Source organism: Nocardiopsis ansamitocini, assembly GCF_030268225.1.
GTDB lineage: Bacteria > Actinomycetota > Actinomycetes > Streptosporangiales > Streptosporangiaceae > Nocardiopsis_D > Nocardiopsis_D ansamitocini.
In genome coordinates, this window is record NZ_BSQG01000002.1 from 36,647 (window position 1) to 61,799 (window position 25,153).

17 protein-coding genes are annotated in these 25,153 nt (G+C 67.4%); 5 read left to right on the forward strand and 12 right to left on the reverse strand.

Going from position 1 to position 25,153, the window contains the following annotated elements:
• Positions 1-210: 210 nt before the first annotated feature.
• Positions 211-1,044: a ParA family protein gene (locus QSJ59_RS06665; RefSeq protein WP_285758741.1), complete on the forward strand. Its 834-nt coding sequence runs from the start codon at positions 211-213 to the stop codon at positions 1,042-1,044.
• A 22-nt stretch (positions 1,045-1,066) separates the two neighbouring features.
• Positions 1,067-2,050 carry a ParB/RepB/Spo0J family partition protein gene (locus QSJ59_RS06670; RefSeq protein ID WP_285757977.1) on the forward strand — a complete coding sequence of 328 codons (984 nt, stop codon included), beginning with the start codon at positions 1,067-1,069 and terminating at the stop codon, positions 2,048-2,050.
• 150 nt (positions 2,051-2,200) lie between these two features.
• Here the strand turns inward: QSJ59_RS06670 and trxA are convergent, their stop codons facing one another.
• The 8 genes from trxA to QSJ59_RS06710 form a co-directional block, all read right to left on the reverse strand.
• Positions 2,201-2,524, reverse strand: coding sequence for a thioredoxin (gene trxA, locus QSJ59_RS06675; RefSeq protein WP_285757978.1), 324 nt, complete (start codon positions 2,522-2,524; stop codon positions 2,201-2,203).
• Positions 2,525-2,592: 68 nt separating this feature from the next.
• The gene (trxB, locus tag QSJ59_RS06680; protein WP_285757979.1) at positions 2,593-3,534 is read right to left on the reverse strand and encodes a thioredoxin-disulfide reductase; all 942 of its coding nucleotides are present in this window, start codon (positions 3,532-3,534) and stop codon (positions 2,593-2,595) included.
• 205 nt (positions 3,535-3,739) lie between these two features.
• A complete protein-coding gene (locus QSJ59_RS06685) occupies positions 3,740-4,600 on the reverse strand; it encodes an anti-sigma factor family protein (RefSeq protein WP_285757980.1) in 861 nt (286 codons plus the stop codon).
• The gene (gene sigM / locus QSJ59_RS06690; RefSeq protein ID WP_285757981.1) at positions 4,597-5,232 is read right to left on the reverse strand and encodes an RNA polymerase sigma factor SigM; all 636 of its coding nucleotides are present in this window, start codon (positions 5,230-5,232) and stop codon (positions 4,597-4,599) included. Before sigM ends, QSJ59_RS06685 begins: the two co-directional genes overlap by 4 nt.
• Positions 5,229-6,764 (reverse strand): protein kinase family protein, encoded by a 1,536-nt coding sequence (locus QSJ59_RS06695; protein WP_285757982.1) that lies wholly within the window; start codon positions 6,762-6,764, stop codon positions 5,229-5,231. Before QSJ59_RS06695 ends, sigM begins: the two co-directional genes overlap by 4 nt.
• A 234-nt stretch (positions 6,765-6,998) precedes the next feature.
• Positions 6,999-8,783 (reverse strand): murein biosynthesis integral membrane protein MurJ, encoded by a 1,785-nt coding sequence (gene murJ / locus QSJ59_RS06700; RefSeq protein WP_285758743.1) that lies wholly within the window; start codon positions 8,781-8,783, stop codon positions 6,999-7,001.
• 180 nt (positions 8,784-8,963) lie between these two features.
• The gene (gene murJ, locus QSJ59_RS06705; protein ID WP_285757983.1) at positions 8,964-10,694 is read right to left on the reverse strand and encodes a murein biosynthesis integral membrane protein MurJ; all 1,731 of its coding nucleotides are present in this window, start codon (positions 10,692-10,694) and stop codon (positions 8,964-8,966) included.
• 111 nt (positions 10,695-10,805) lie between these two features.
• Positions 10,806-13,412 (reverse strand): DUF6049 family protein, encoded by a 2,607-nt coding sequence (locus QSJ59_RS06710; protein WP_432707442.1) that lies wholly within the window; start codon positions 13,410-13,412, stop codon positions 10,806-10,808.
• Positions 13,413-14,024: 612 nt separating this feature from the next.
• Here QSJ59_RS06710 and QSJ59_RS06715 point away from each other — a divergent pair.
• On the forward strand, positions 14,025-15,446 hold the full coding sequence (locus QSJ59_RS06715) for a CCA tRNA nucleotidyltransferase (RefSeq protein WP_432707455.1): 1,422 nt from the start codon (positions 14,025-14,027) through the stop codon (positions 15,444-15,446).
• A gap of 713 nt (positions 15,447-16,159) precedes the next feature.
• Here the strand turns inward: QSJ59_RS06715 and QSJ59_RS06720 are convergent.
• The 4 genes from QSJ59_RS06720 to QSJ59_RS06735 form a co-directional block, all read right to left on the reverse strand.
• Positions 16,160-17,464, reverse strand: coding sequence for an MFS transporter (locus tag QSJ59_RS06720; RefSeq protein WP_285757985.1), 1,305 nt, complete (start codon positions 17,462-17,464; stop codon positions 16,160-16,162).
• Between the two features lie 21 nt (positions 17,465-17,485).
• Complete coding sequence (locus QSJ59_RS06725; RefSeq protein WP_285757986.1) at positions 17,486-18,139, reverse strand: hypothetical protein; 654 nt, start codon at positions 18,137-18,139, stop codon at positions 17,486-17,488.
• A gap of 242 nt (positions 18,140-18,381) precedes the next feature.
• Positions 18,382-19,461 (reverse strand): inositol-3-phosphate synthase, encoded by a 1,080-nt coding sequence (locus QSJ59_RS06730; protein WP_285757987.1) that lies wholly within the window; start codon positions 19,459-19,461, stop codon positions 18,382-18,384.
• 97 nt (positions 19,462-19,558) lie between these two features.
• Positions 19,559-20,152, reverse strand: a complete 594-nt coding sequence (locus QSJ59_RS06735; protein WP_285757988.1) for a PadR family transcriptional regulator — start codon at positions 20,150-20,152, stop codon at positions 19,559-19,561.
• Positions 20,153-20,933: 781 nt separating this feature from the next.
• Between QSJ59_RS06735 and QSJ59_RS06740 the strand changes: the two genes are divergently transcribed.
• Together QSJ59_RS06740 and QSJ59_RS06745 are read left to right on the forward strand one after the other, a co-directional pair.
• On the forward strand, positions 20,934-23,747 hold the full coding sequence (locus tag QSJ59_RS06740; protein ID WP_285757989.1) for a transglycosylase domain-containing protein: 2,814 nt from the start codon (positions 20,934-20,936) through the stop codon (positions 23,745-23,747).
• A complete protein-coding gene (locus QSJ59_RS06745; protein WP_285757990.1) occupies positions 23,728-25,101 on the forward strand; it encodes a glycosyltransferase family 87 protein in 1,374 nt (457 codons plus the stop codon). The genes QSJ59_RS06740 and QSJ59_RS06745 overlap by 20 nt, the downstream gene beginning before the upstream one ends.
• Positions 25,102-25,153 lie beyond the last annotated feature (52 nt).

Consider the following 25,153-nt stretch of genomic DNA (forward strand, 5'->3'; position numbering starts at 1 on the left):
TCTGAGGCTCATGTTTCACGTGAAACTAACTTGGATCACAGCGATGGCTACAGCGGGACTCGCACCGGCAGTCATAGTGGCGGGAGTCGCGTTGTGACGCCCCCCGTTCCGGAGTACGACGGAGGGCTTAACGGTGGCCCCGACTCGGATTCGGACGCGGGAGGAGATCTGGAGTTCGACACTCCGATCGCCCGAGCTGCCCGAGTGGCGATGACCGTACGGGGTCAGGGAGATGAGACCTGGCCCCGGCCGGGGCGGTGTCGAATCATGAGCGTTGCCAACCAAAAGGGCGGTGTTGGTAAAACCACCACCACGGTGAATCTCGCCGTCTCCCTGGCCATGCATGGCAATCGAGTTCTCGTAGTGGACCTCGACCCGCAGGGCAACGCGTCCACAGCCTTGGGTATGGAACGCACCGCGGACTCCCGGTCGATCTATCATTGCCTGGTAGAGGATGAAAATCTTCGGGAGCTTGCCCGCCCGGTGCCCGATGTCCCCAACCTCTGGTGCGTGCCGGCAACGATTGATCTGGCTGGCGCTGAGATCGAACTGGTTTCCTTGGTGGCCCGTGAATCCCGCCTCAAGCGGGCGTTCGCCGCCTACGACTACGACGAGCTCGACTACATCCTGATTGACTGCCCTCCTTCGCTGGGCCTGTTGACCGTCAATGCGATGGTGGCCTGTGAAGAGGTACTGATTCCCATTCAGTGTGAGTACTACGCACTGGAAGGAGTTGGGCAGTTGCTCCGCAATATCGAGTTGGTTCGGTCGCACCTGAACCCCGAGCTCGCCATCTCCACGATTCTGCTCACGATGTACGACGGCCGCACCCGGCTGGCATCTCAAGTGGCGGAAGAAGTGCGCGGCCACTTCGGTGAGCTTGTACTCAAGACACTCGTGCCCCGGAGCGTCCGTGTTTCCGAGGCGCCGAGTTACGGGCAATCGGTGATGACCTATGACCCAGGTTCCACCGGGGCGGTGGCCTATATGGAGGCCGCCCGTGAATTGGCCTTCAGGGCGCAGGCACTCGTCGGCAACCGTTGATGCGATCGGAAGGGAGACGGTGTTGAGTCAGCAGCGGCGCGGTCTTGGTAAGGGACTGGGCGCGCTCATCCCGCAGGGCCCTCCACCGGGGGCGGTCAACACATCCGCGCCAACGGATCCTGAAGAACGGGATTCCACCCCATTCACGAGGGGGCCGAGCGGCTCCGTGGAGACGGTAGCGCCCAGACATGTCGATGGCGCCTACCTTGAGGAGATCGCACTTACCGCGGTCACCCCCAACCCCAGACAGCCACGACACCACTTCGACGAGGACGCGCTCGCAGAGCTGAAAGAGTCCATCGCCGAGGTGGGACTCCTCCAGCCCATCGTCGTCCGCAAACTGGACGGCGATGACAAGTACGAGCTGATCATGGGGGAGCGGCGGTGGCGGGCCAGTAAAGAGGCGGGTCTACAGCGCATCCCGGCAATCGTTCGGGAGACCAACGATGACGAGATGCTCCGGGACGCGCTTCTGGAGAACCTGCACCGCCAGCAGCTCAATCCCCTTGAGGAAGCTGCCGCCTACCAGCAGTTGCTGGACGACTTCGGGGCGACCCACGATGAGCTCGCAAAGCGAATCGGTCGGTCGCGTCCGCACATCAGCAACACGCTCAGACTGCTGAATCTTTCCCCTGCAGTCCAACGCAGGGTTGCCGCGGGCGTCATTACCGCTGGGCACGCGCGGGCACTGCTCTCCGTCGAGGACTCAGCTGTGCAGGACCGTCTGGCACAACGGATCGTGGCAGAGGGATTGTCGGTGCGTGCGCTGGAAGAGATCATCACCCTCGGAGACGACGAGGGTGAGCCTGTTGAGCGCCGGAAACCGGTCCGTCAGGAATCGTCACCGCAAATCGAGGAGTTGGCAAGTCGTCTTTCCGACGTCTTCGATACCCGGGTGAAGGTCAACATGGGCCGGAACAAGGGGCGAATCGTCGTGGAGTTCGCCACGATGGACGACCTGGAACGGATCATCTCGACGATGGCGCCGGAGCAGAATCCCATCTGATCGTGCGGACCTGTCGATACAACCAGAAGTGGCCCCAGGGAATCCCCTGGGGCCACTTCTGGTTTGGTGCGCCACCGCGCCTCGGTCGGGCGTCGGAACCTGTTGCGGTCCGGCCGTTCCAGGACGTCTTCGCCGCAGCCCATCGATGTCTTACAGGTGCTCTTCCAGCTCCTGCAGAATGAGCCGCTTGGGCTTGGCGCCGACGAGCTGCTTCACGACCTCACCGTTCTTGTACAGGTTCAGTGTGGGCAGGCCCATGACTTCGTACTCGCGCACGGTGTCCTGGTTCTGGTCGGCGTTGAGCTTGACGATGACGAGCTTGCCCTCCTGCTCCTCGGCGATCTGGTCGAGCACCGGGGCCAGCATCTTGCACGGACCGCACCAGTCGGCCCAGAAGTCCACCAGGACGGGCAGGTCGTTTTGGAGGACGACCTCGTCGAAGGTTGCGTCGGTGACTTCTTGAAGGTTGCTCATCTGGTGTGCTCCTCGTGTTCGGTGATGAAAGAGAGAAAAGGGGGTGCCGTCGTGCGTCCGTGAACGGCTCAGCCGGCGAGGTCGGCCAGTTCCGCGAGGTGGCGCTCGGCGTCCAGGGCGGCGGAACAACCGGTGCCGGCCGCGGTGATGGCCTGCCGGTAGCTGTGGTCGACCACGTCACCACAGGCGAAGACACCAGGGATGTTGGTGGCGGTAGTGGGGGCGGCGACCTTGAGGTACCCCTCGTCGTCCAGGTCCAACTGGCCGTCGAACAGTTCCACCCGCGGGTCGTGGCCGACCGCGATGAACAGACCGGTGATGTCGAGGGTGCTCTCCTCGCCGGTCTCCCGGTTGCGCAGCCGTACCGCCTCCAGCTTCGTGTCACCGACGACCTCGGTTACTTCGCTGTTCCACACGAAGGAGATCTTCTCGTTCGCGACGGCGCGGTCCTGCATGATCTTGCTCGCGCGCAGTTCACCGCGGCGGTGGATGATCGTCACGGACCGGGCGAACCGGGTGAGGAAGGTGGCCTCCTCCATGGCGGTGTCGCCGCCGCCGACAACGGCGATGTCCTGGTCGCGGAAGAAGAATCCGTCACAGGTCGCGCACCAAGAGGTACCGCGCCCGGAGAGCCGGTCCTCGCCCGGGATGCCGAGCTTGCGGTGCTGGGACCCGGTCGCAACGATCACGGTGTGCGCGTAGAAGGTCTCACTGCCGGCCTTGACGACCTTGGGCGTCGCGGTCAGGTCGACCTCGGTGACATCGGTGGGGACCAACTCGGCACCGAAGCGCTCCGCCTGCTTGCGCATGTTGTCCATCAGGTCCGGGCCCATGATGCCATCGGGGAAGCCGGGGAAGTTTTCCACCTCGGTCGTGTTCATCAGCGCGCCGCCAGAGGTGATAGAGCCTTCGAAGACGAGGGGGTTCAGCTCCGCGCGGGCCGCGTACACGGCGGCGGTGTAGCCTGCGGGCCCTGACCCGATGATGATCACGTTACGGACGTCGCTCACAGCTCTTAGACCCCTTGAAGACTCGTATCCGTCCGCCCCGTGGATGGGAAGGACCTTCACTTCAACCGATGGTAGGCGCCGGTGATTCCCCTTCGGATCAGAGTCCCCGGGACGGCTCGGATACGGGAACGGGCGCCCGTTCCAAAATTTTGGAACGGGCGCCCGTCCTTCGGGGATCATCCGGCCGTTTCGGGGCCGGAACAACTCAGATTCCCGGTATGACCGTCGTCGCTATGGTCGCTGTTGCGGGGTCGGTCTCGGTGGGGCACTCCGGTTTCATGACCCGGAGCTCATATCCGTCTTCCACTGGGAAGAGCATGACCCAGGCGGTCCTGCCCTCGAACGTGGCCATGTCGATGAGCGCCGGGTCGCCTGCCCCGGCGTTGTCGAGCTTGTGCACACATGAGGAGACGCCCTCGGGCATATCATCGTTGGCGGCCAGAGGGGCCGGGGCGCCGGCCTCGTCCTCGCCGTGGTCGTCGGAGTGGAGACTGGAGCGTTCGAGCACCGAGGTGCCCTGCTCGGCCAGGTCCGTGGTGGTGTAGTCGGTACCGCTGGCCACCACCACCGGGTAGTACGACAACGCCGCCTCGGGTTCGCCCATCGGTGCGTTGTCCTGTGCCGCACCGCTGGTGCCGTCCTGGTCGGAGGTCACCCCGTTGAACACGGCCGCACCGGCCCCCAGGACGAACACGGCAGCCGCTGCCGCCGCGAGGTAGGGCATCCATCGGGTAAGTCCGTTTCTGCGGCGCAGAGGGACCACGGAGCCTGACGGGGTGATTGTCGGGGTCTTCTCGCCTGTGGGGGCGGGATGATCCGTGCCCTGTTCAGTGGCGCGTTTGGCTGACTCGATTCGCAGGGCTTCGTCTATACGGGCGATGAGGCCGTCTGGGAGCGGTGGAGCAGGCACCCCCGCGAGCACTCGTGAAACGTCGGCCAGCTCCGCGACCTGTGCGCTGCACCTGTCGCATTCGGCCACGTGTGACTGAACGGAGTCGTCCTCGGCTTCTTCCAGCAGTCCTTCCGCCAGCAGCGCGAGTGTCTCCGTGTCGACATGAGACGTCACGATCTCCTGTCACCTCCTCTCGGAGATGTGACGTCTGCGGGGCCCTCAGGGTTCCTGAGATGAGAAAGATAGGGAAGAAGACGGGCGCGACCTCGCGCACATCTACTCTTGACAGTTCCGGATGCGACGTCCAGGATCTCGGCTGCCTCGTCCACTCGGTAACCCAGCATGTCCACGAGGATGAGCGCCAGGCGCTGCTCGGTGGGCAGGTTCTCCAGCGCGGCGTGCACGTCGATGGCGGAGTCGCTGCGGTTCGTGGGATCGGGAACCGTGCCCTTGAGGCGCTCGTTGGAGAGGATGTCGAGGTTGGCGTCGTCGGTGGGAACGGCGGGGCGGACCATCTTGCGGCGAAGGCGGTCGTGGCAGGCGTTGACGACGATGCGGTGCAACCAGGTGCTGACCATCGCCTCGCCGCGGAAGCGGTGGGCGGCCCGAAACGCCGAGAGGAAGGCGTCCTGGACCGCGTCGGAGGCCTCTTCCGGATCGCCCAGGACGCGGATGGCCACAGCCCACATTCGCTCCCGGTGCCGCTTGACGATCTCGCCGAAAGCGTACTGGTCGCCCTGGTTGTGCCTGGAGAGCAGCTCCTTGTCGGGGAGCTGCTCCTGAACCGCGTCCGTCACCGTGTTCACTGCATTCCGCGTAGTTCTACCTCGTTGATGGTTCCTCGGTACTTGCCGCCGTCTTGGGAGAGAGGAGCGACGAACCACACCACCACGTATCGACCCATGGCTGGTTCGTCCAGCTTAATACCCACTTGACCACTGGCTCCAGAGTCTGCGTGAACCTCTGTCAGAGCCGAACCGTCGGCCTGGTTGCCCACCCGGATCTGGTAACTGTACGAGCCGCCGCCGAAAAGCACGTCCAGTTCGTGGATTTCGACCTCTGCGCCCATGTCGAGCATGAGGCCCACCCCTGATTTCAACTTGCCGAATTCGGCATCGTTGTAACCCTGGGTGTTCCAGGCGGTACCCGAATCACCGTCGATGGCGAGATGGGCCTTGTCGGAGTGTTCGTCGTCGGAGGTCTCGGGGTTGAACCCGCTGGCCGAGGACGGGGAGAGGACCGTCAGCTCGACATCCTGCTCGTCCTCGCCGGGGACGGAGGCGTTCTGGGGGTCCTCGGCGATACCGCCGGGCCCGCGCATGTTCGCACCCAGTGACCAGGCGCCCAGGACGACCGCGACGAAGACCAGCAACGCCACCGCACCGACCAGGATCTTGTTGGTCAGGGAGGAGGACCGCGGCGGAGCGGCCGCTCGGCGACGCGGCGGCCGGGGCGGTTGGTAGCTCTCGGAACGCACGGCCGAGCGCTGTTGGACCTGCTCGGAGTCGGGAAGACCGAGTTGCCCCGACATCCTGGAGGTGCCCCGGGCCGGTTGCGGCGCGGCCGACTGCTCGGCCACCGGCAGCGGGACCAGCCTGGGAACGTCGGCCAAAGCGTCTGCGAATGACTTCGCCGTGCTCAGCGGTCCTTCCCGCCCCGGTGCCTGGAAAGCGGCCCGGCAGACGATCTCGTTGAGCCGGGCGGGGATACCGGCCCGGATCTGGCTCGGCTCGCACGGACGGCCCGAGACGATCGGAGCGGGTCGAAGTGCGGTCTGCTCCGGACCCGGCCAGTGGGCGGTCAACGCTGCGTACAGCAGCCTGCCGAGGCCCTGGGCGTCGGTGATCGCGGGATCGGCCACGGTCATCCCGCGCAGCGCTGCGTCCACACCGATGCCGGTCACCTTGACCGCGCCTCCGGTGCTCCATACGAGCTTTCCGGGGGTCAGGCAGAGGTGGTAGATCCCTGCACCGGCCGCCGCGGTCAGTGCTTCGGCGGCCTCGGCGACCAGGCCCGCGGCGCGCTCGGGTTCGAGCGGGCCCTGGGCAAGGAGATCGGTCAGCGACTGTCCGGTGATCCACTCTTGGACCACGTAGGTCGTGGGGCCGGAGTCGTCGGCGTCGAATACCTGGGTGACGCGGGCGTCGGCGATCCGGCTGGCGGATCGCGCGGCGCGTACCACCTCGTTGGTGCGCGCGAACTCACTCGCGAACGTCCACACCGCGACGAGACGGGCAAGCGTCTCGTCGGTGGCCTTCCATAGCGCGGCCCCGTCGGTTTCGCTGACCAACTCGTCGAGTCGGTAGCGGTTCGCGAGCCGCGCACCTGGCTCAATCATGAAGGTGCTCATACCGGGAGTGACGGACGGACGGTCGATACGCCTGCGGCGAAACCGACCATGGCGCCTGTCTCCAACCTCCCTTCAGGCAGCTCGGAAAAACTGGGTTGTGGGGAAGAGATTCGCCGTTCCATGCTAGGACGCTCAACACAGCCCTCGGGAGGACAGCGTTCCTGGATACGACATGCATAGCGGTCCTTTCCATGGTTACCCACCGTCATGCGTTCCTGGTGATCAGCGCCGCAGCAAGCGGGTACGGACCATGTCGAGGAATGTTGTGACTTCCGTCACCTTCAAAAGTTTTGCGGCCAAAATGAAGAGAACCGCTCCGCCGATCCCGCCGGAGACGATCGGCAGGAGCGACGACCACACCACGCTCTCCAGGGGGTCGAAGAGGTAGATCATCCCGATTCCGAACGCCATGCTCGGGATACAGGCCACGTGCAACAGGAGCAGGGTGCGCAGTGTGCTGCGCCCCTCCAGGCCGTTGAGCCGCCGGCGCAGCATGAGCCAGGCCAGCACCGACCCGACGATGTAGTACAGCCCGTAGGCGACGGGGAGCCCTACCACGATCATCTCGGACGGTACGAGGAACAGCAGGCTGATCGCCGTGACCGCGTGCGCGGCCTCGGCCGGGATCGCCAGCAGGGCCGGTGCGCGGGTGTCGCCCAGAGCGTAGAACACTCGCATCTGCAACTGGAACAGGGTGAACGGGATCAACATCACCGCGAACACCATGAGGATCAGCCCGATGCCCTCCGCGTCCGCCGTCGACGTGCTCCCGCGCGCATAAACCAGCACGCAGAAGGGGATGGCGAACACGATGAGGGCCATCGAGATCGGGACCAGCAGCACGGAGGACAACCGGAAGCCCCGCGAGAAGTCCGAACGGACCAGGTCCTTGCGGCCCTCGGCCACGTGCACGCTCATCCGGGGCAGCAGCGCGGTGATCACGGAGACCGCGATGATCGCGTAGGGGAGCTGGAACAGCATCGAGGCGAACTGGTAGGCGGTGATGCCCGCGCCGCCCGCCCCACCGGTCTCGGCTGCCACCCTGGCGCCCGCGCGCGTGGCCACGTTCGTGGTCACCAGCAGCCCCAGTTGGGCGATCCCGATGTAGAGCATCATCCACGACGCGGTACGCATGGCCTCGCCCAGGCCGGATCCCCGAAGGTCCAGCCGTGGACGCCACCGGAAGCCCGCCGCAGCGAGGGCCCAGATCAGCACCCCGCACTGCAGGACCTGGCCCAGAGTGGTGCCCAGCCCCAACAGCATCAGCTGCTGGGAGGTGACCGAGTCGGGAGTGCTGCCCGGCCCCGCCAACGTCAGGAACAACATGCCGACGGCGATGATGACGATGTTGTTGAGGACCGGCGCCCACATCGGGGCCCCGAAACGCTCGCGGCTGTTGAGCATCGCGCTGGCGATACCGCTGGCACCGATGAAGAAGATCTGCCCGAGCAGGAACTGGGCGAGGTAGACCGCGACCTCTGCCTGTCGCCCGTCGTACTCGCCCGCGTACAGGCGGATCAGAAAATGGGCGCTGACGGTTGCCAGCACCGTGATCAGAAACAGGCCCAGGAGCATGACGGTGAACAGGCGCTGCTCGGTCGCCTTTCCGCCGTCGGCGTCCATCCGTTTGCGCTTGACCAGGAACGGTACGAAGACGCTGGCCAGTAGGCCGCCGATCAGCAGGTCGTAGACCGCGAAGGGGACCATGTTGGCGGTCTGGTAGGCGTCTCCCAGCAGCTGGGTGCCGATGGCCGCCGCCAGCACGATGGTCCGGATGAAGCCGGTTGCGCGGGAGAAGACCGTGCCCAGCGCCATGATCGCGCTGGAGCGCATGAGGTTGGCCGGGGCCGCGTGCGCGGCCCCGCCGATCTCGTTGCCCTCCTCGCCGGGCCGGTCTGCGGTGCCGAGGTCGCCGATGTCGCTGGGATCGCGCCTGGTGACCAGCCCTGTCTCGGGCTGGGTCGCCGGCTCGGAGCGCTCGACGGCGTCGAGCACCTCTTCCGGCATGACCAGCCGGCTCGGGCGTCGGGGGCGATTGGGGATCTCGCTGGCCACCGTGAGGATCTTCCTGTCAGGAGGGGCGTCGGTCCGTACGACTGAGGTGAGGGCCCCACGGACCGGGAAAAGGGGGAAAGGGACCGAACGGTTGATCGTAGCGGTGCCGTGGTCCAGGGAACAGAGTCCGGACTACCCGCGACGCAGGCGGCCTCGCACCAGTTCCACGACCGACGTCAGTTCCCGCACGCGCAGCAGCCAGGCGAACAGAACGAACACCGGTAGTGCGAGCAGGCAGCCGGCAACGGGCGCGCCCAGGTTGGTCAGCAGGCTCTCCTCGCCGAAGCGGTCCATGAAGAAGCGAAGGGTGAACCAGCCCAGCGCAGCGGCAGGGAGGACGGCGAGGTGCAGGCGCACCAGGGTGGAGAGGATGCGTCCCCCGTCCAGGCCGCCGAGCCGGCGGCTCAGGATGAGGCCGGCGATCACCGAGCCGGTGAGGTAGGAGAACATGAACCCGGCGGCCACCCCGGTCACCACGGTGGTGGCGGGCAGGAACAGGTAGGCCAGGAGCGCGCACGTGCCGTGCACGGCCACGTTGGCGATGCTCAGCATCGCCGGGGTCCTGGTGTCGCCCAACGCGTAGAACACCCGGAGCATCAGCTGGAACACGGTGAACGGAACCAGGCCCAGCGCCATGACGCTCAGGATGAAGCCGATGTTCTGCGCATCCAGTACCGAGGTGTTGCCCCTGGCGAACAACAGCACCGACAGCGGTCCGGCGAAGATCGCAATGGCCACCCCCATCGGGGCCAGGACCAGCGCTGAAGTGCGCAGGGTGCGCGAGAAACCGGAGCGGACCTCGTCCCAGCGCTCATCGGCTGCGAAGGCGCTCATCGTGGGCAGCAGAACCGTGATCAGTGAGACGGCGATGATCGCGTAGGGCAGCTGGAAGAGCTGGTAGCCGTAGTTGTAAGCGGTGATTCCCGCGCCGACGCCCGCGCCGTTCTCCGCCGCGGCGACGTTCGCCCTAGTGGCGATGTTGGTGGTGATCAGAAAGCCGACCTGGGTCATGACGGTGTACAGCAGCATCCACCCGGCCGTGCGCATGGCCTCGCCGAGACCGGAGTTGCGCATGTCCAACCGCGGACGCCAGCGATACCCCGAACGCCACAGCGAAACGAGCAGGACGACAGCCTGCACGACCATTCCGCAACTGGTTCCCGCGCCCAGCAGCACCAGTTCGGAGTCGGTCACGGTTTCGACCGAGCGTCCGGGGGCCACCCAGAGGAAGAGCGCGGCGACGGTGATCATCACCAGGTTGTTGAGAACAGGGGCCCAGACCGGGGCACCGAACTTGTTGCGGGTGTTGAGCATCGCGCTCATCAGGCCGCTCATGCCCACGAAGAAGATCTGCGCGAGCAGGAACCGTGCGAGATAGACCGACACCTGGGCCTGTTGGGGCTGGAAGCTGCTGGCGTACAGGCCGATCAGCAGTTCCGCGGCGGCGATCATGATCGCGGTCACCACGAACAGCAGCAGTACCGCACCGGTGAACAGCCGGTCCTCCGTGGCCTTGCCGCCGTCGGAGTCACGCTTGCGGCGCTTGACCAGGAACGGCACGATCACGCTCGCCATCAGCCCGCCGATGAGCAGGTCGTTGATGATGAACGGGATGGTGTAGGCGGTGTTGAAGGCGTCGCCCAGCAGTTGGGTGCCCAGCGCCGCAGCGATCACGATGGTGCGGATGAACCCCGTGATCCGGGACACCATCGTTCCCACTGCCATGACCATGCTGGAGCGCATCATGGAGCCGGACGTGGAGTCGCTCTTCTCGGGAACGGCCTGCGGGTCGGGCTCTGCCCCGGTCCGGTCCGGGGCTGCCCCGGAAGAGTTCTCGTTGCCGCTCGTGGTCTCGGTCGCCACCGGTGTCGGCTCCTTTCGGCGGCGACCGCGGACGCTGTCGCCTTCACCATCAATGGGGGAATTCATCGCGCGAACCTGTCGCGTTCGACACCATGCTCAGGGTGTCTCGCCTCAGGGACGGGGAGCGCCGTCGGCATCGCCGTCGACCCCCACCGTCTCAGACTCCCGATCGGTGTCGGCGGAACCGTCGGGTTCCTGCCGTCCGCTCAGGTCGGGCGCGGTTTCTGACGCGGCCGCGGCCGATTCGTCGCGGACCGGGCCATTGCCATTGTGGGGCATCGCGTCTGCACCGACGCCGCCCGCCGGTTCGGGAGCGGGGCCCTGGGATGCCTCTTCGGTCCGCGCCCGGTTGCGCATCCACTTGCGCAGGGCGCGCGGCGCCAGCGCCAGGATCAGCACCAGGACGGCCGAACCACTGATGATCAAGGCGCCGGTTCCCAGGCCGGTCACGTTGACCGGGGTCATCGTCTGCTCCTCGGCGAGCGGTTCACCGTCGGCGTTCTGCAGACTCATGTGCAGTACCGTGCGCCCGTTGACCTTGGCCGAAAGCGGGACGTAGACGGTGGTCTTGCCGCCGGGGCCGATCTCCATGCTGTCGGTGTAGTTCCCGACGGCCAGCCGCTCGGAGTTCTCGGAGAAGATCGACAGGTAGACCTTGACCGGGCGCGTCTCCAGGTCGTTGGCCAGCACCACGCCCAGGGTGCCGTTCTTGCTTGCCAAGGTGATGGGCTCGCCGGGGATGACGTGCACCTTGCCCTTGGTCGTCTCGACGGTCTCGGAGACCCGGGCCCGGGTGACCGCGGCCAGCGCCTCGTCCTCGCGCCACCATGCCGACTGCATGCGCAGAACGGCGGGGCGGAAAGGGTCCTCGTCGTCGGCGAGCACGCTGTTGAACAGCTTGACCTGGCGGCGCGTGGCACGCACATCGTCGAGTTCGTCGCCGCTGAGCCGTGAGGAGGCGAGCTTGTCCGGGTAGGTCAGTTTCTGTCGGGACTTCGTCCCCGCATTGTCGACCTTCACGTCGTTCAGGGCCACCACGTCGAGCCAGGGGAGGCTGTCGCTGGCCTCCAGCAGGCCCTCGGCGTATTCACGGCTGGGATCCCAGTCGCGCGGGGGCGCGAGCACGATCGTGCGGTCGACGCTCGGGCGCTCGGCGGCGATCATTGCCGTCTCGGCGGCGAATCGTTGCCGGGACAGCGTGGCCGCTCCGGGGCTGTGGGTGTCGGCGCCCATCGCGGCGGTGAGTTTGCTGTCGGCGACCAGCGCGGTACCAGCCTCCCGGTCGGGTACGGGCAGGGACACGGCGGCGGTGGGCGTGTAGCCCAGCCAGCGCTGCGCGGGCAGCGCGGCGTCGTTGAGGATGAAGGTGGTCGTACCGCCGGCGGCAAGGAAGTCGCGGGTCGCGCTGTCCATGCTGCTCTGCGCGGGCCAGGACAGTGTGGGGTCGGCGTCGCGCCCCAGCACCTCGCGCACGGTCTCCTGTCCGAGTCGCACGGACCGCTCGGCATCGTAGTCGAGGTCGGCCGCCAGCAGCGCTGGGAGATCGGCGTCGGCGTAAGGGGAGGCCAGGAGAGGATCGGTGTCGAGCCAACGGCGCGCGTGCGTCAGCCATGCCTGAGCGTTGACGCTCACGTCGTGGTCCTGCAGGGCAGGCTGTTCTGCGGGATCCCGGCCTGCCGTCAACGATTGGTACCCGCTGCTGGACAGCCGCTCGATGTCGGCGAGAAGCCCGGGGTCCACGGCCCAGGTGACCGGCACCTGCCCCGCGGAGTGTTCCTCGGTCTCGGCCTCGGCGGGGGTCTCGTCGCCGGGCTCCTGGCCGGGGGATGCCGCTGGGCTGGGGGAGGGGCTCTCGGGGGTCTCCTCCGCATCGGGATCGACCGGTTCGCCGGTTTCGGCGGGGTCGATCTCGCCCTCCTGCGCACCCGTGCTCAGCAGCACGCCGAGCCTCCCGTCGGCGGCGAGGTTCTCGTTCAGGCCGTCACCGAGGTAGGTGTCGTCGTCGGCGCGCTGGGGGCGGCCCATCAGCGGCCACACCCAGGCGGTCTTGATGGTGTCGAGATCGCCGGTCTTGGTGTCGGCGATGTAGGGCAGGAAAGTGTGCTGGGCGTCGATGGCGCCCGCACTGTCGCTCAGCGCCTCGATGGTGATCGGGTAGACACCCAGACCGCCGAGCAGGTCGAGATCTTTTGCCTTGGCCTTCAAGGTGAAGGGCACGGAGACCCCGGGCGGCAGATCGCCGTCGACGGCGAACCGGGGGCCTGACTGGTAGAGAGTGGAGCCTTCCCCGTCGGCGTGCGCGTCGAGTGCGTCTCGGTCGCTCAGCGGATAGGAGCTGTACCGCAGCCGTACGCTGACGCCGGTCTGCGTCTCCTCGGTGAGGTTGCTGACGCGGCCGGTCACGGTGACGGTGCTCTTCTCACCGACGGATTCGGGTGTGATCTCGGAGACGACAAGGGGAACGTCCTTGACGTCGTCGTCAGCGGGCGACGCGGGAAGTCCGCGTGGCTGGATGGAAGGGGCGGTGACAGCCGCCGCGACCTGGGCAGGCTGAAGCGGGGTCAGTGCCGGAACCAACGCGATGGCAGTGGCCATGACCGCGCCTAGATGAGCAATTCGACGCACGCCTCTAGGCTTTCCGAGTCGGGTTCGGCGGGCCGGGCGGAGTCGCCGGGGGCGGCTCCGCAAGCTGGGAAGACCGCTGTGAACCGTTGACACGGCTCGTCCGCGGAAGTCTTTTAGCCGAACGTCTCTGGTGATCAGGTCGGGGGAAGTACGGAGCGCGGCACACGATGGCGTTGTGGACACCGTGTCGGTTGATCCCGGCGCGGATGACTACGCCGTATGGATGACCATCGAGAACCGATCGCACCGACTTCGCTCGACGATACCGCTTCGGAGCCCAAGTTCCGAAGAGTCCTTGGCCGGTTCTTCGGCGGGGCACCCGCCTAATCCGGCGAATACGGCCGGCATCATTCCGTCTTTTCGGAACCGGCCTCCCGTACGGGGCGGTCGAATTGCCTCCTGCGGTGGACCGGAGCAAGTCGTCCACCGGGCGCGGGCGGAGTCTCGACGGTGTCCGGTCGGTTGGTCGACCGGTCGGGAGGTCGACCACACGGCAAGAGGGGAAACACGGGGTGAGGCGGGGCGATCATGTCGACTTCGCGATTCGTGCAGGTGTCCACTTGTCGCTACGCCTGCCGGCGTCCGAGCGGCCGATTCGCATCAACCAGTCCGGGCCGCCTAACCTGAGTGGCTGTGTCGAACACTGCGAGCACCGCTGACAACCTCTTCCCCGACAACAACCCCGGGGCAGAGGCCGCCGTCGAACTGGTCGGGGAGCAGCGGGCCGCCGTGACGGCCCTTCTGGGGTCGATCGGCGAGGTGGTCACCGAGCTCGGTGCGCGCTTCGAGGCCGCCGGACAGGAACTGGCCATCGTCGGAGGGCCGGTGCGCGACGCGCTGTTGGGGCGTGAGGTCCACGACATCGACCTGACCACTGACGCCGTCCCCCAGCGCATCCTCGAACTCGTGGACGGCTGGGCCGATGCCGTGTGGACCATCGGTATCGAGTTCGGCACCATCGGGCTGCGCAAGGACGGCCACCAGGTGGAGATCACCACCTACCGGAGCGAGTCCTACCAGTTGAAGTCGCGCAAGCCCGAGGTGCGCTACGGCGATTCGCTGTACGAGGACCTGGTGCGCCGCGACTTCACGGTGAACGCCATGGCGGTCCGGCTGCCCGGGGGAGAGTTCGTCGACCCCTTCGGTGGCCGGACCGACCTCGCCGACCGTCGACTGCGCACCCCCGGAACCCCCGAGGACTCCTTCAGCGACGACCCGCTGCGCATCATGCGGGGGGTCCGCTTCGCCGCGCAGCTGGGCTTCAGCCTCGACGGTGCGGTCAAGTCCGCTGCGACCGGCATGGCCGATCGGCTCGCGATCGTCTCCGCCGAGCGGGTCCGCGACGAATTGGTGAAGCTGATGGTGAGCCCCTCCCCGAGGGTCGGCATCGAGCTGATGACCGATCTGGGCATCGCCGACCACGTCCTGCCCGAGCTGCCCAAGATGAAGCTGACGATCGACGAGCACCACCGGCACAAGGACGTCTACGAACATTCGCTGACCGTCCTCGACCAGGCGGTCGACCTGGAGCGCCAGCGGGGAATGGCACCCGATCTGGTGCTGCGGCTGGCGGCACTGCTGCACGACATCGGCAAGCCCAAGACGCGGGCGTTCGAGGACGGAGGCCGGGTGACCTTCCACCACCACGAGGTCGTGGGTGCCTCCATGAGCAAGAGCCGCCTGGCCGCGCTGCGCTTCTCCAAGGACGTCGTCAACGACGTGAGCAAACTGGTGGCTCTTCATCTGCGGTTCCACGGGTACGGCAAGGGGGAGTGGACGGACTCGGCGGTTCGGCGCTACGCCCGCGACGCCGGAGAACTTCTTCAGCGGTTGCACGTGCTGACCCGCGCCGACTGCACGACTCGCAACCGACGCAAGGCCGCGGCCCTCGCCCGCTCCTACGACGACATCGAGCGCCGTATCGCCGAGCTGGAGGAGCAGGAGGAACTGGGCAGGATCCGCCCGGACCTCGACGGCAACGAGATTCAGCAGATCCTTGACGTCGGCCCCGGACCTGTCATCGGCAGGGCGTACAAGTTCCTGCTGGAGCTGCGGCTGGAGAACGGTCCGATGGGCAAGGACGCAGCCGCGGACGAGCTTCGCCGATGGGCCGCGGAGCAGGGGTGACGGACCACCGGTACGGCCGGTCGGGAGCGAAGAGCGTCGACGACAGGTCGATTGATCGCCGAAACGCCGAGTCGGCAAGGGGACAGCGAGGAGCCGGGCCCGGGGCGGGTTCCCCCTGTCCGGTAGGCATTGCTCCGATTCCTCGGGGATGAGGCCGGCCCGGTGGTCACAGGGCCACCCGCCGGGCAGGAAGGTCCGGTCGTCGCGCAACGGTGAGCGTGTCCTGTGCCAACACCCGGGAACCACGACCATCCCGCTACGAGGCCGGCGTGGTCACGGCCTCATCGGGCACGTGGCGGCCGCGCCCGCGGTTCGGGGGCCGTCAGCCGTCGGGACCGGTATTTTCGCCCGCACCGCGGATCGCCGCGGAGTGGTTCCCCCTCTGTCGCACCAGGGAAGAATCGGTCAGTCGGATTGTCGATCAATCTGTTTGTGGTCGAGCCGATTAGCGGAACTTCGATGCGGTGCGGTGTTCCATCGGGTCTGCGGTGCCGGTCGGCCCAGGGGAGGCGAACCACGCGGATTCCGTTGCGTCCCCGGTTCGGGCTCCGGGCCCGGGGCCGTCGTTTCCGGCCAGGGGCGGGCACCTCGACCGTGTCCACCAGGGGCGTGTTCGCCGACGCGTCGGCGCGGAACTTCGACCGGTTCTCCGGTGGCCAGCACTACGGCCGCTCCGCCTTCGGGACACACCGCAAACCTCATAGGGACACCGGTCAGTCGACCTGGTCCGGGACGCTCTTCTGCGGCCGGGCCGACTCCCGGCGCAGCACAAGCCAGCCCGTGGCCATCAGTGCGTATCCGGAGGCAAGGCCCACCAGGACGGCAGCCGAGATGCCGGAGGGCGGGACCACCAGCGCCGCGACGGCCGCCGCTGCCACGAAGGCCGCGTTGAAGAGCATGTCGTACACGGAGAAGACCCGTCCCCGGTAGGCGTCGTCGACATGTCGCTGAACCAGTGTGTCGACACTGACCTTCACGCCTTGGGAGGCGACCCCCAGGGCGAACCCGGCGACAGGGAAGAGACCGGCCTGGAACGGCAATCCGAACAGCAGCAGTGCCACCGCCGCGAACAGAAGCAGGCCCGCTACCCAGGTCTCGATGCGCATCCGTGCGGTCGCCCATGGTGTCGCGACCGCGCCCGACAGGAAACCGACGGCCGAGGCAGCCAGGGTCACGGTGAAGGACGCCAGTCCTGCCGTGCCCCCCGCTGTGAAGGTGTTGTTGTACAGCAGCAGCGTCATGATCGTGGAGACGCCGTAGAGGAACCGGTGCCCGGCGATGGTGGCCAGCCCGTTGCGGGCCGGCCGACGCCGCCAGATGTGTCGGGCGCCGTCGACCAGTCCGGTCACCACCCCGCCCAGCGCCGCGCGCACGCGGGTGGACTCCGCGGCCAGGTCCGGTCCCAGTTCGGTGCGGCCCAGCGTCGTGGACACCAGCCCGGCCAGTGCGAACCCGACCCCGGCTCCGAACAGGACCACGCCGGTACCTCCGTCGCCGTCCCCGCCGATCAGCCGCAGCCCCGCTCCCGCCCCCGCGCCGAGGAAGGCGGCCACCGTCCCACACGTGGGGGTGACGGCATTGGCCATGGTCAGCTTCTCGCGCACCACCACGTGCGGCAGCGCGGCAGAGAGGGCCGCGAGGAAGAAGCGGTTCACGCTCAACAGCCCCAGTGCGGCGAGCAGGAACAGCGGACCGTCCGCCCCGCCCACCACGAGTACCGCGGTCAGTGCGGCCAGCAGCGCCTTGGCCAAGGCGGACCACAAGAGGACTTGTCGACGTGACCACCTGTCGATGAATACCCCGGCGAACGGACCGACCAGGGAGAACGGCAGCAACAGGACGGCGAACGCCCCCGCCACCGCCCCTGCGGTGGTGTGCTGCTCGGGAGAGAAGAAGATGTACCCGGCCAGCCCGGCCTGGTAGACGCCGTCGGAGAACTGCGAGACCACCCGGGTGCCGAACAGCCGGCGAAACCGCGGACCGCGCAGCACCTCGCGCAGATCACCGTAGAAGGACATCCGCCAAGACTAGGGCCGCGGTCAGCGCAGGGTGCCGCTGGACGTGCTGATCCCGGTCGGCCACTCGGTCGACACCCCGGTGTGCAAACCGTTGGGGTCCACGATGAAGTGGACGAAGCCGCTGGCCGTACACAGGCCGTCGCCGTCGTCGGTCGTGGTGTACTCCATGTCGAGGTCGTCCTCGCCAGAGGTGGTGACGACCAGGTCCCACGTGCACGTGGCGCCGTCGATGTCGAGTGTCGCGGTCCCGTCGTCGGCGCCCGATTCGAGGACAACGGTCAGGTCCCAGGTGCCGGCCTCGTCGCCCTCGGGGTCGTACTGGGTCATCGTTCCGGACCAGGTTCCCGCCATCGCCTCGGGAACTTCGCCGTCGCCCTCGGGAGCCGCAGCGTCATCGTCGTCGTTGTTGTCGGACTCGCCGGGGCTGCTGGGCTCCGGCCGCTCCTGTGCGGGTTCCGTCGGCTGTGGTGTCGGCTGCGGTGTCGGCCCCGGTTCACCGCCGCCCCGGTTGTTGAGCACCACGATGATGGCAACGACCAGGCCGACGATGATCGCCAGGCCGATGCTCAGCAGAACCGTGCCGGTCCGGCCTTTTCTGGGCGGGGGCGGCGGCGCCCCGGGAGACCATTGGGGACCCTGGTGGGGAGGATAGGGCTGTCCCTGGGGGTAGTTCACGGCGTTGGCTGCCCTTTCGGGGGAGAGACGCGCGGGGTGCTACTTCGGGATCATAAAGCGCCCGAAACAGGATGGGCATGAGTCGAAGAACTCAGAGCACACCAGGGCAGCGCACCTATGGTGCCCGACGATACGCACGCCGGGCGCCGGCGGACCACTGGGTGGACACGCCGGCGCCCGGCGGACAAGGCGACGAATCTCCTTGTCGATTCAGTCGCGGTGGGCGGACGAAGCCCTTCGGGTCAGCTTTCGATCTCCCCGGCGATGAACCGCTCGACCGCCTCGTGCGCTTCCGCGTCGGAGTACTGCTCGGGGGGCGACTTCATGAAGTAGGAGGACGCCGACAGGATGGGGCCGCCGATTCCACGATCCTTGGCGATCTTCGCGGCGCGCACGGCGTCGATGATGATCCCGGCTGAATTGGGGGAGTCCCAGACCTCCAGTTTGTACTCCAGGTTCAACGGCACGTCGCCGAACGCCCGCCCCTCAAGGCGCACATAGGCCCACTTCCGGTCGTCCAGCCACGGCACGTGGTCCGAAGGGCCGATGTGCACCGATCCGGCTTTGAGCTCGTGCGGGATCTGTGAGGTGACCGACTGGGTCTTGGAGATCTTCTTGGACTCCAGGCGCTCGCGTTCGAGCATGTTCTTGAAGTCCATGTTGCCGCCGAAGTTCAGCTGGTAGGTCCGGTCGACGACCACACCGCGGTCCTCGAACAGTTTTGACAGCACTCGGTGGGTGATGGTCGCCCCGACCTGGGATTTGATGTCGTCGCCCACGATTGGGACGCCGGCCTTGGCGAACTTCTCCGCCCAGACGGGGTCGGAGGCGATGAACACCGGCAGCGCGTTGACGAAGGCCACCCCGGCGTCGATCGCGCACTGCGCGTAGAAGCGACCCGCCTCCTCGGAACCGACCGGGAGGTAGGACACCAGCACGTCGGCCTGAACGGCCTTGAGGGCGGCGACCACATCCACCGCGTCCTCGCCGGACTCCTCGATGGTCTCCTGGTAGTAATGGCCGAGTCCGTCGAAGGTGGGGCCGCGCTGCACGGTCACACCGGTGGGGGCGACGTCGCAGATCTTGATGGTGTTGTTCTCGCTCGCCAGGATCGCGTCGGCGAGGTCCTGGCCCACCTTCTTCGCGTCCACGTCGAACGCGGCCACGAACTCGACGTCGCGCACGTGGTAAGGACCGAACTCCACATGCATCAGTCCGGGGACGCGGGACGCCGGGTCGGCGTCCCGGTAGTAATGAACGCCCTGGACGAGCGACGCGGCGCAGTTGCCCACGCCCACGACGGCTACGCGTACCGAACCCATGGCCCTTGTCTCCTCTTGCTGTAGGTCTGACTCTTCATAGCTCGCTCGGGACCGACGGCGGCCCCGGTGCGCTTGGCGACGGCGTCGCCGGTCATGGTCACCCGGCTGGGGGGAGGTCCGGTCGCTTGGCGGTTCCCGCCCGGTGCTCCTCCCGTTCGATCAGGCCGTCGAGCCAGCCGATCTCCCGTTCGACGCATTCTGCGTCGTGGCGGTGCAGCTCGTGCGGGTAGCCGTCCGAGGTGAGGACCGCGGGCGCCCGGTCGGCCAAGTGGTGGCGAAGGTCGGCCAGCCGACCGCGCAGTCGGTCGCGCCGGCCATGGAGGACCCGCAGGCGTACATCGGATCTGGTGTGGCCGAACAATGCGAAGTGCACGCCGAAGCACTCGTCGTCCGAGGCGGCCGGGGCGACCTCGGTGAGCAACCGGTGCAGATGGTCGTGTCCGGGGTCGGTGAGCCGGTAGACGATCCGCGGGCGCCGCCCGTGGACCTCTTCGTCTGACTGCTCGGTTTGTGAGATGTGCCCTTTTCGGAGCATCTCCTTCAAACAGGGATAGAGCGAGCCATAGGAGAACGCCCGCAGCGTCCCCAGTTCAAGGTCGAGGCGTTTGCGCAGTTCGTAGCCGTGCATCGGGGCCTGGTACAGCAAACCCAGCACGGCCAGTTCCAGCACTCGCCCCCTGCGCGCACCCATCGTCCACCCCCGCATCTGACCCGATCCGAACGCCTGATGAGGTCCCGCCCGATTGAGGGAGCGTGGGCATCAACGTGCTTTAGGCGGTTATGAGTGTATCGAGTCGACATATCAAGGGGTGGGACCGGCCTCCCGAGGTACGTCTTTACTGTCCGATCTCGGACAATCCACTGTCGCTGCCTGGGGCAATGGCGGCCGTCAGGGGTTCTCGGCCTTCCTGCGCCCCATGCGCTGTTGCGACGACGTACGCTGACACTCGACTGACGGTCGATCTCGTAGTGACCAAACGGTGCTGTCAAGGCGGGGACTCCCACGCCTGGGTTGTGCTATGAGGCACTACCGGCCTAACGTAACGTTCGCCCCCAGGACAGGCCGCTGCCACCGAACCGCGCCCCAGCGGTGTCGACGATCAGACTGACGTCGCGCACGATGGCCGGCCGAGCAACGGAACGACGCCGCGGAGCCATCCGAAAAACACCTACCCCGGGTGTGCCCCGCCCACACACGACGTACGGCCTGCACGAGCGGCTGTCAACGGTGTGTGGGTCGCTCCTGTGTTTTCGTTTCCGACAGGCCAGCGACAGGAGGAAGAAAGCGGCCGGTTCGCGTATGAAAACCTCCACGCCCCTTCGGGCGTCCTTTCAGGTTGGGGCGCCCACTCCGACGGCGGCGGGAGAATATTCGCTGGCGTGGCCGAAACCGCTACTCCAGGGCAGAATCAGCCCATTCACATCCGAGAGTCGTAAGGCCGATCGGCCATACCAAGACATAACGAGGACGCGTGAGTACCGAAAGACGACGGAGCGCTGGCAGTCGCCGCCGGGCTGATGGCCCGGCCGACGATGCACGCGGCAACGGCGGGAGGCGCGGTCGAGGCGGCCCCGCCGAGGACGAACGCGCCTCAGCCGGTCGCCGCAGGCCCGAAGGAGACGGTGGCTTCTGGGACAGCGAGCGGCCACAACGTTCGGCAGCTCCCGCGGACCGGGGCGAGGCGCCCCGCCGTGCGCGGCCCAGGGACGACTACGGCGACCAGCCCCGCAGGTCGCGCGCGGCCCAGAACGGGGCCGAGCGGCCCCGCCGCCCCCGCCCGGACGACGAGGACCGCCCCCGCCGGTCACGCGCCACCGCCTCTCTCGCTCTCGACAGCGGTGCGGACACCGGTCGCCGCCGAGCTCGCGAGAACGGTGACGACACCGAGGAACGGCCACGTCGCAGGCGTCCCCCGGAGGACGGACGCGACGGAGGCCGGCGGCGTGCCGCTGCGGGCGGTGCCCGTTCCGAGTCCGGCCCGGGGCGGGGGACCCGCGGCACCGGAGGACGACGCCGCAAGGGCCCGGCAGACGACGACAACGACGAGTTCGACGACCGCGGCCCGGTCAAGCGCTTCTTCGCCAAGACGTGGAAACCCGCACTGATCACGTGCGGTGTCCTCTTCGTGCTCGGTGTCGCCGGCGTGGGCATCGCCTATGCCATGGCCCCCTCGCCCAACGACATGGACAGCCAGGCCGACGTCGATCTCGAGGCCACCCTGGTCACGTTCGACGGCGGGGGCCGCGCCACCCAGTTCGGCGAGAGCACCCGTATCCCCGTGGCCCGGGACCAGATCCCCGAGACCGTCATCGACGGGGTCCTCGCCGCCGAGCAGCGCACCTTCTACGACGACGGCGCGATCAACCCCACGGGCATCCTCCGAGGGGTGGTCTACGGCGGTAGCCAGGGCGGCGGGTCGACCATCACCCAGCAGATGGCCCGCAACTACTACGACCGTCTCACCAAGGACGAGCCGTCCCGGATCGAGTCGCTGATCCGCAAGTTCAACGAGATCATGATCTCGTTCAAGGTCGAGCAGCAGCTCTCCAAGGACCAGATCATCGAGCAGTACCTCAACACCATCTACTTCGGCCGCGGACTGGGCGTGCAGGCCGCGGCCCAGGGGTACTTCGGCAAGGACGTCAGCGAGCTCGACGCCGCCGAGGGCGCGTTCATCGGCACCGTCATCCAGCAGCCCGGCAACTGGGCCAACCCCCAGCCGGGGTCGATCCACGACGACGCGCTGCGCGAGCGCTGGGGCTACACGGTCGGTGGCCTGGTCGAGTTGAACCAGGACAACCCCGAACGGGGGCTGTCCCAGGCCGAGGCCGACGAGCTGGAGTTCCCCGAACCCCTTTCGCTCGCCGACAACGACAACTACAGCGGCTACCGGGGTTACATCCAGGAAGCGGTCAAGCGCGAGCTCGACTCGCGCTACGGGTTCACCCAGGAGCAGCTCGTCAGTGGCGGCTACCAGGTGTCCACCTCGCTCAACGAGGACTGGATGAAGTACGCAGAGGAGGCGGTCCAGGAGCAGAAGGACCGGATCCAGGAGCAGAGCGGACAGGAGATCCCCGAGGAGACCCAGTTCGGGATCACCGCCGTCGACCCCGCCACCGGCGAGATCAAGGCGTTCTACGGTGGCCCCAACGCCGCCACCAACGCCGACAACTCGCTGGTCCAGCGTTCCCAGGCGGGTTCCGCCTTCAAGCCGTATGTGCTCGCCGCGGCCCTCAGCCAGGACATCAGCCTGGACAGCCAGTTCGACGGGGACGGGCCGTTGAGCATCGGCGGCGTGACCGTCAACAACGACAGCAACGTCAACTACGGCAAGGTCGACCTGGTCCAGTCCACGGCCGACTCCATCAACACCAGTTACGTCCAGTTGGCGGACTACGTCACGCCGGCCAGCGTCCTGGACACCGCCCGCGCTGCGGGCATCCCGCAGGAGCAGTTGGACACCGCCGAGGCCGGGCCCAACATCGCGCTGGGCACCGTCTCCGTGTCGGCGCTGGACCAGGCCAGCGGTTACGCCACCTTCGCCAACAAGGGCGTGCAGATGCCGCGGCACCTGATCACCGAGGTGGTCGGCCGCGACGGCGAGACGCTGGAGCCCAACGACGCCGACAAGCTGCAGAGCGGTACCCAGGCGTTCAGCCCGGAGGTCGCCGCCGACGCCACCTACGCGATGCAGCAGGTCATCACCTCCGACCACAACGCGCGCCTGGACGACGGGCGTCCGATGGCCGGCAAGACCGGTACCTCCAACGACGCGGTCTCCGCCTGGTTCGTCGGGTACGTCCCGCAGTTGACCGCCGCGGTCGGCCTGCACCGCAGCGACAACCAGCCCCTGGTGCTGCCCGGTGAGGACTCCATCTACGGCGGTCAGATGCCCTCGCGCATCTGGAAGTCCTTCATGACCAAGGCGCTGGAGGGCACGGAGCAGATGCAGTTCCCGTCGCGCGCCGGCGTCGGCCAGATGATCGACCTCGCTCCGACCCCCACGCCCGAGCCCGAGCCCTCGCCCAGCGAGACGCCCGAGCCCGAGCCGGAGCCCAGCGAGACGCCGGAGCCCAGCCAGACGCCCGATCCCGAGCCCAGCGACGAGGGGCCGGACTGCGACGTCGAGTTCTGGAACCCCGAGTGCCAGGAGGAGTCCCCGGGCGGTCCCGGCGGTGGCGGGCCGTCGCCCCCCGGCAATCCGGGCGACGAGGAGGACGGCCGGGGCGGTGGCATCTTCGGCCGCCTCGGGAGTGGGGACAGGAATGGCGATTCCCCCCAGTAGCGGCAAACCGACGGGGGCCGGCGACCACGAGGTCGCCGGCCCCCCGGCCGTAGCGGCCTCCGCCGCCATGCCGTGGCTCCCGCTGCTGTTTCTGGGAGCCGTCGGCGCGTTGCTGGGTTACCTGGCCAAGGCGCCCTGCCGTTTCGGCGGCGCCTGGCTGGACGGCACCCAGTTCCAGCGCCTGTGCTACTCCGACGTCTTCCCGTTGTACTTCCGGGACGGACTCGACAGCGGGACCGTGCCCTATGTGGACAAGGCCGTGGAGTACCCGGTCCTCACCGGTGGACTGATGTACGTCCTGGCGCGCGCGGTCTCCTGGCTCCCGGGGACGATGCAGCGGGGTTTCGCCTACTTCGACGCCACCGCGTCGGTCATGGGCTTGTGTCTGATCGCGGTGGTCGTCGCGGTCGGCTACCTCGCCGGCCGCGGAGGCATCCGCCCCGACGAGGGGCGTCCTTTCGACCGGCGTGTCGCGCTGCTGGCCGGCGCCCTGCCGGCCCTCGCCCCGGCCGCGCTGCTCACCCTCTACATCAACTGGGACCTGTTCGCGGTGGCGCTTGCCACCGGAGGGCTCGTCGCCTACGCCCGGCATCGGAAACTGCTGGCCGGGGCACTCATCGGCCTCGCCGTCGCGGCCAAGTTCTACCCGTTCCTGTTCTTCGGACCGATGTTCGTGCTGATGGTGCGGGACCTGCTGCGTGCTCGCGACCCGGGGGAGCGGTCCGCGGCGATTGCCGACTTCCTTCGCCCGCTACTGGGCGCGGTGGCCGCCTGGGGCGCCGTCAACGTCCCGGTCTACCTGGCCGACCCCGAAGGCTGGGCGGAGTTCTTCACCTTCAGCCAGGAGCGCGGGGCCGATTGGGGGTCGGTCTACTACGTGCTCGGCCAGTTCGGGTTGTTCGACACCGGCGACCTGGACACGGTCAACCTGTTCGGCACCGGAACGCTGTTGGCCGTCTGCGTCGCTATCGGTCTCCTGGCACTGCTGGCCCCCCGCCGTCCGCGTCTGGAGCAGTTGCTTCTCCTGGTCGTGGCAGCCTTCCTGATCACCAACAAGGTGTGGTCCCCGCAGTTCGTGCTCTGGCTGCTGCCGCTGGCGGCCCTGGCATGGCCGCGCAGGTCCGGTCGATGGCCGGCACTGGTCGTCGTCGGCCTCTGGCAGCTTGCCGAGCTCGGGTACGTCGTCGGGATCTGGAACTACATCGAGTTCGTCAACACGCCGTTGGGGGAGACCGCGGTCGGTGTCGGGGTCGAGACGTATGCGGTTCTGGCTATGGGCAGGCTGTTCTTCCTGCTCACGGTATGTGCGATCGTCGTTGTGGATTGTCTGAGAACCGGCGATTCCACGAGTTGACAAATGGTAACCTTGACTTTTGTCTGGCTATCGGAGTCCCCACGGGAAAATC

Bases quoted from the DNA above. Each gene is read 5' to 3' on its own strand.
- QSJ59_RS06665 (WP_285758741.1), top strand. From the start codon at position 211: ATGACCGTACGGGGTCAGGGAGATGAGACCTGGCCCCGGCCGGGGCGG.
- trxA (WP_285757978.1), bottom strand. From the start codon at position 2,524: ATGAGCAACCTTCAAGAAGTCACCGACGCAACCTTCGACGAGGTCGTC.
- QSJ59_RS06695 (WP_285757982.1), bottom strand. From the start codon at position 6,764: ATGATTGAGCCAGGTGCGCGGCTCGCGAACCGCTACCGACTCGACGAG.
- murJ (WP_285758743.1), bottom strand. From the start codon at position 8,783: ATGCCGGAAGAGGTGCTCGACGCCGTCGAGCGCTCCGAGCCGGCGACC.
- QSJ59_RS06720 (WP_285757985.1), bottom strand. From the start codon at position 17,464: ATGTCCTTCTACGGTGATCTGCGCGAGGTGCTGCGCGGTCCGCGGTTT.
- QSJ59_RS06730 (WP_285757987.1), bottom strand. From the start codon at position 19,461: ATGGGTTCGGTACGCGTAGCCGTCGTGGGCGTGGGCAACTGCGCCGCG.
- QSJ59_RS06735 (WP_285757988.1), bottom strand. From the start codon at position 20,152: ATGGGTGCGCGCAGGGGGCGAGTGCTGGAACTGGCCGTGCTGGGTTTG.
- QSJ59_RS06745 (WP_285757990.1), top strand. From the start codon at position 23,728: ATGGCGATTCCCCCCAGTAGCGGCAAACCGACGGGGGCCGGCGACCAC.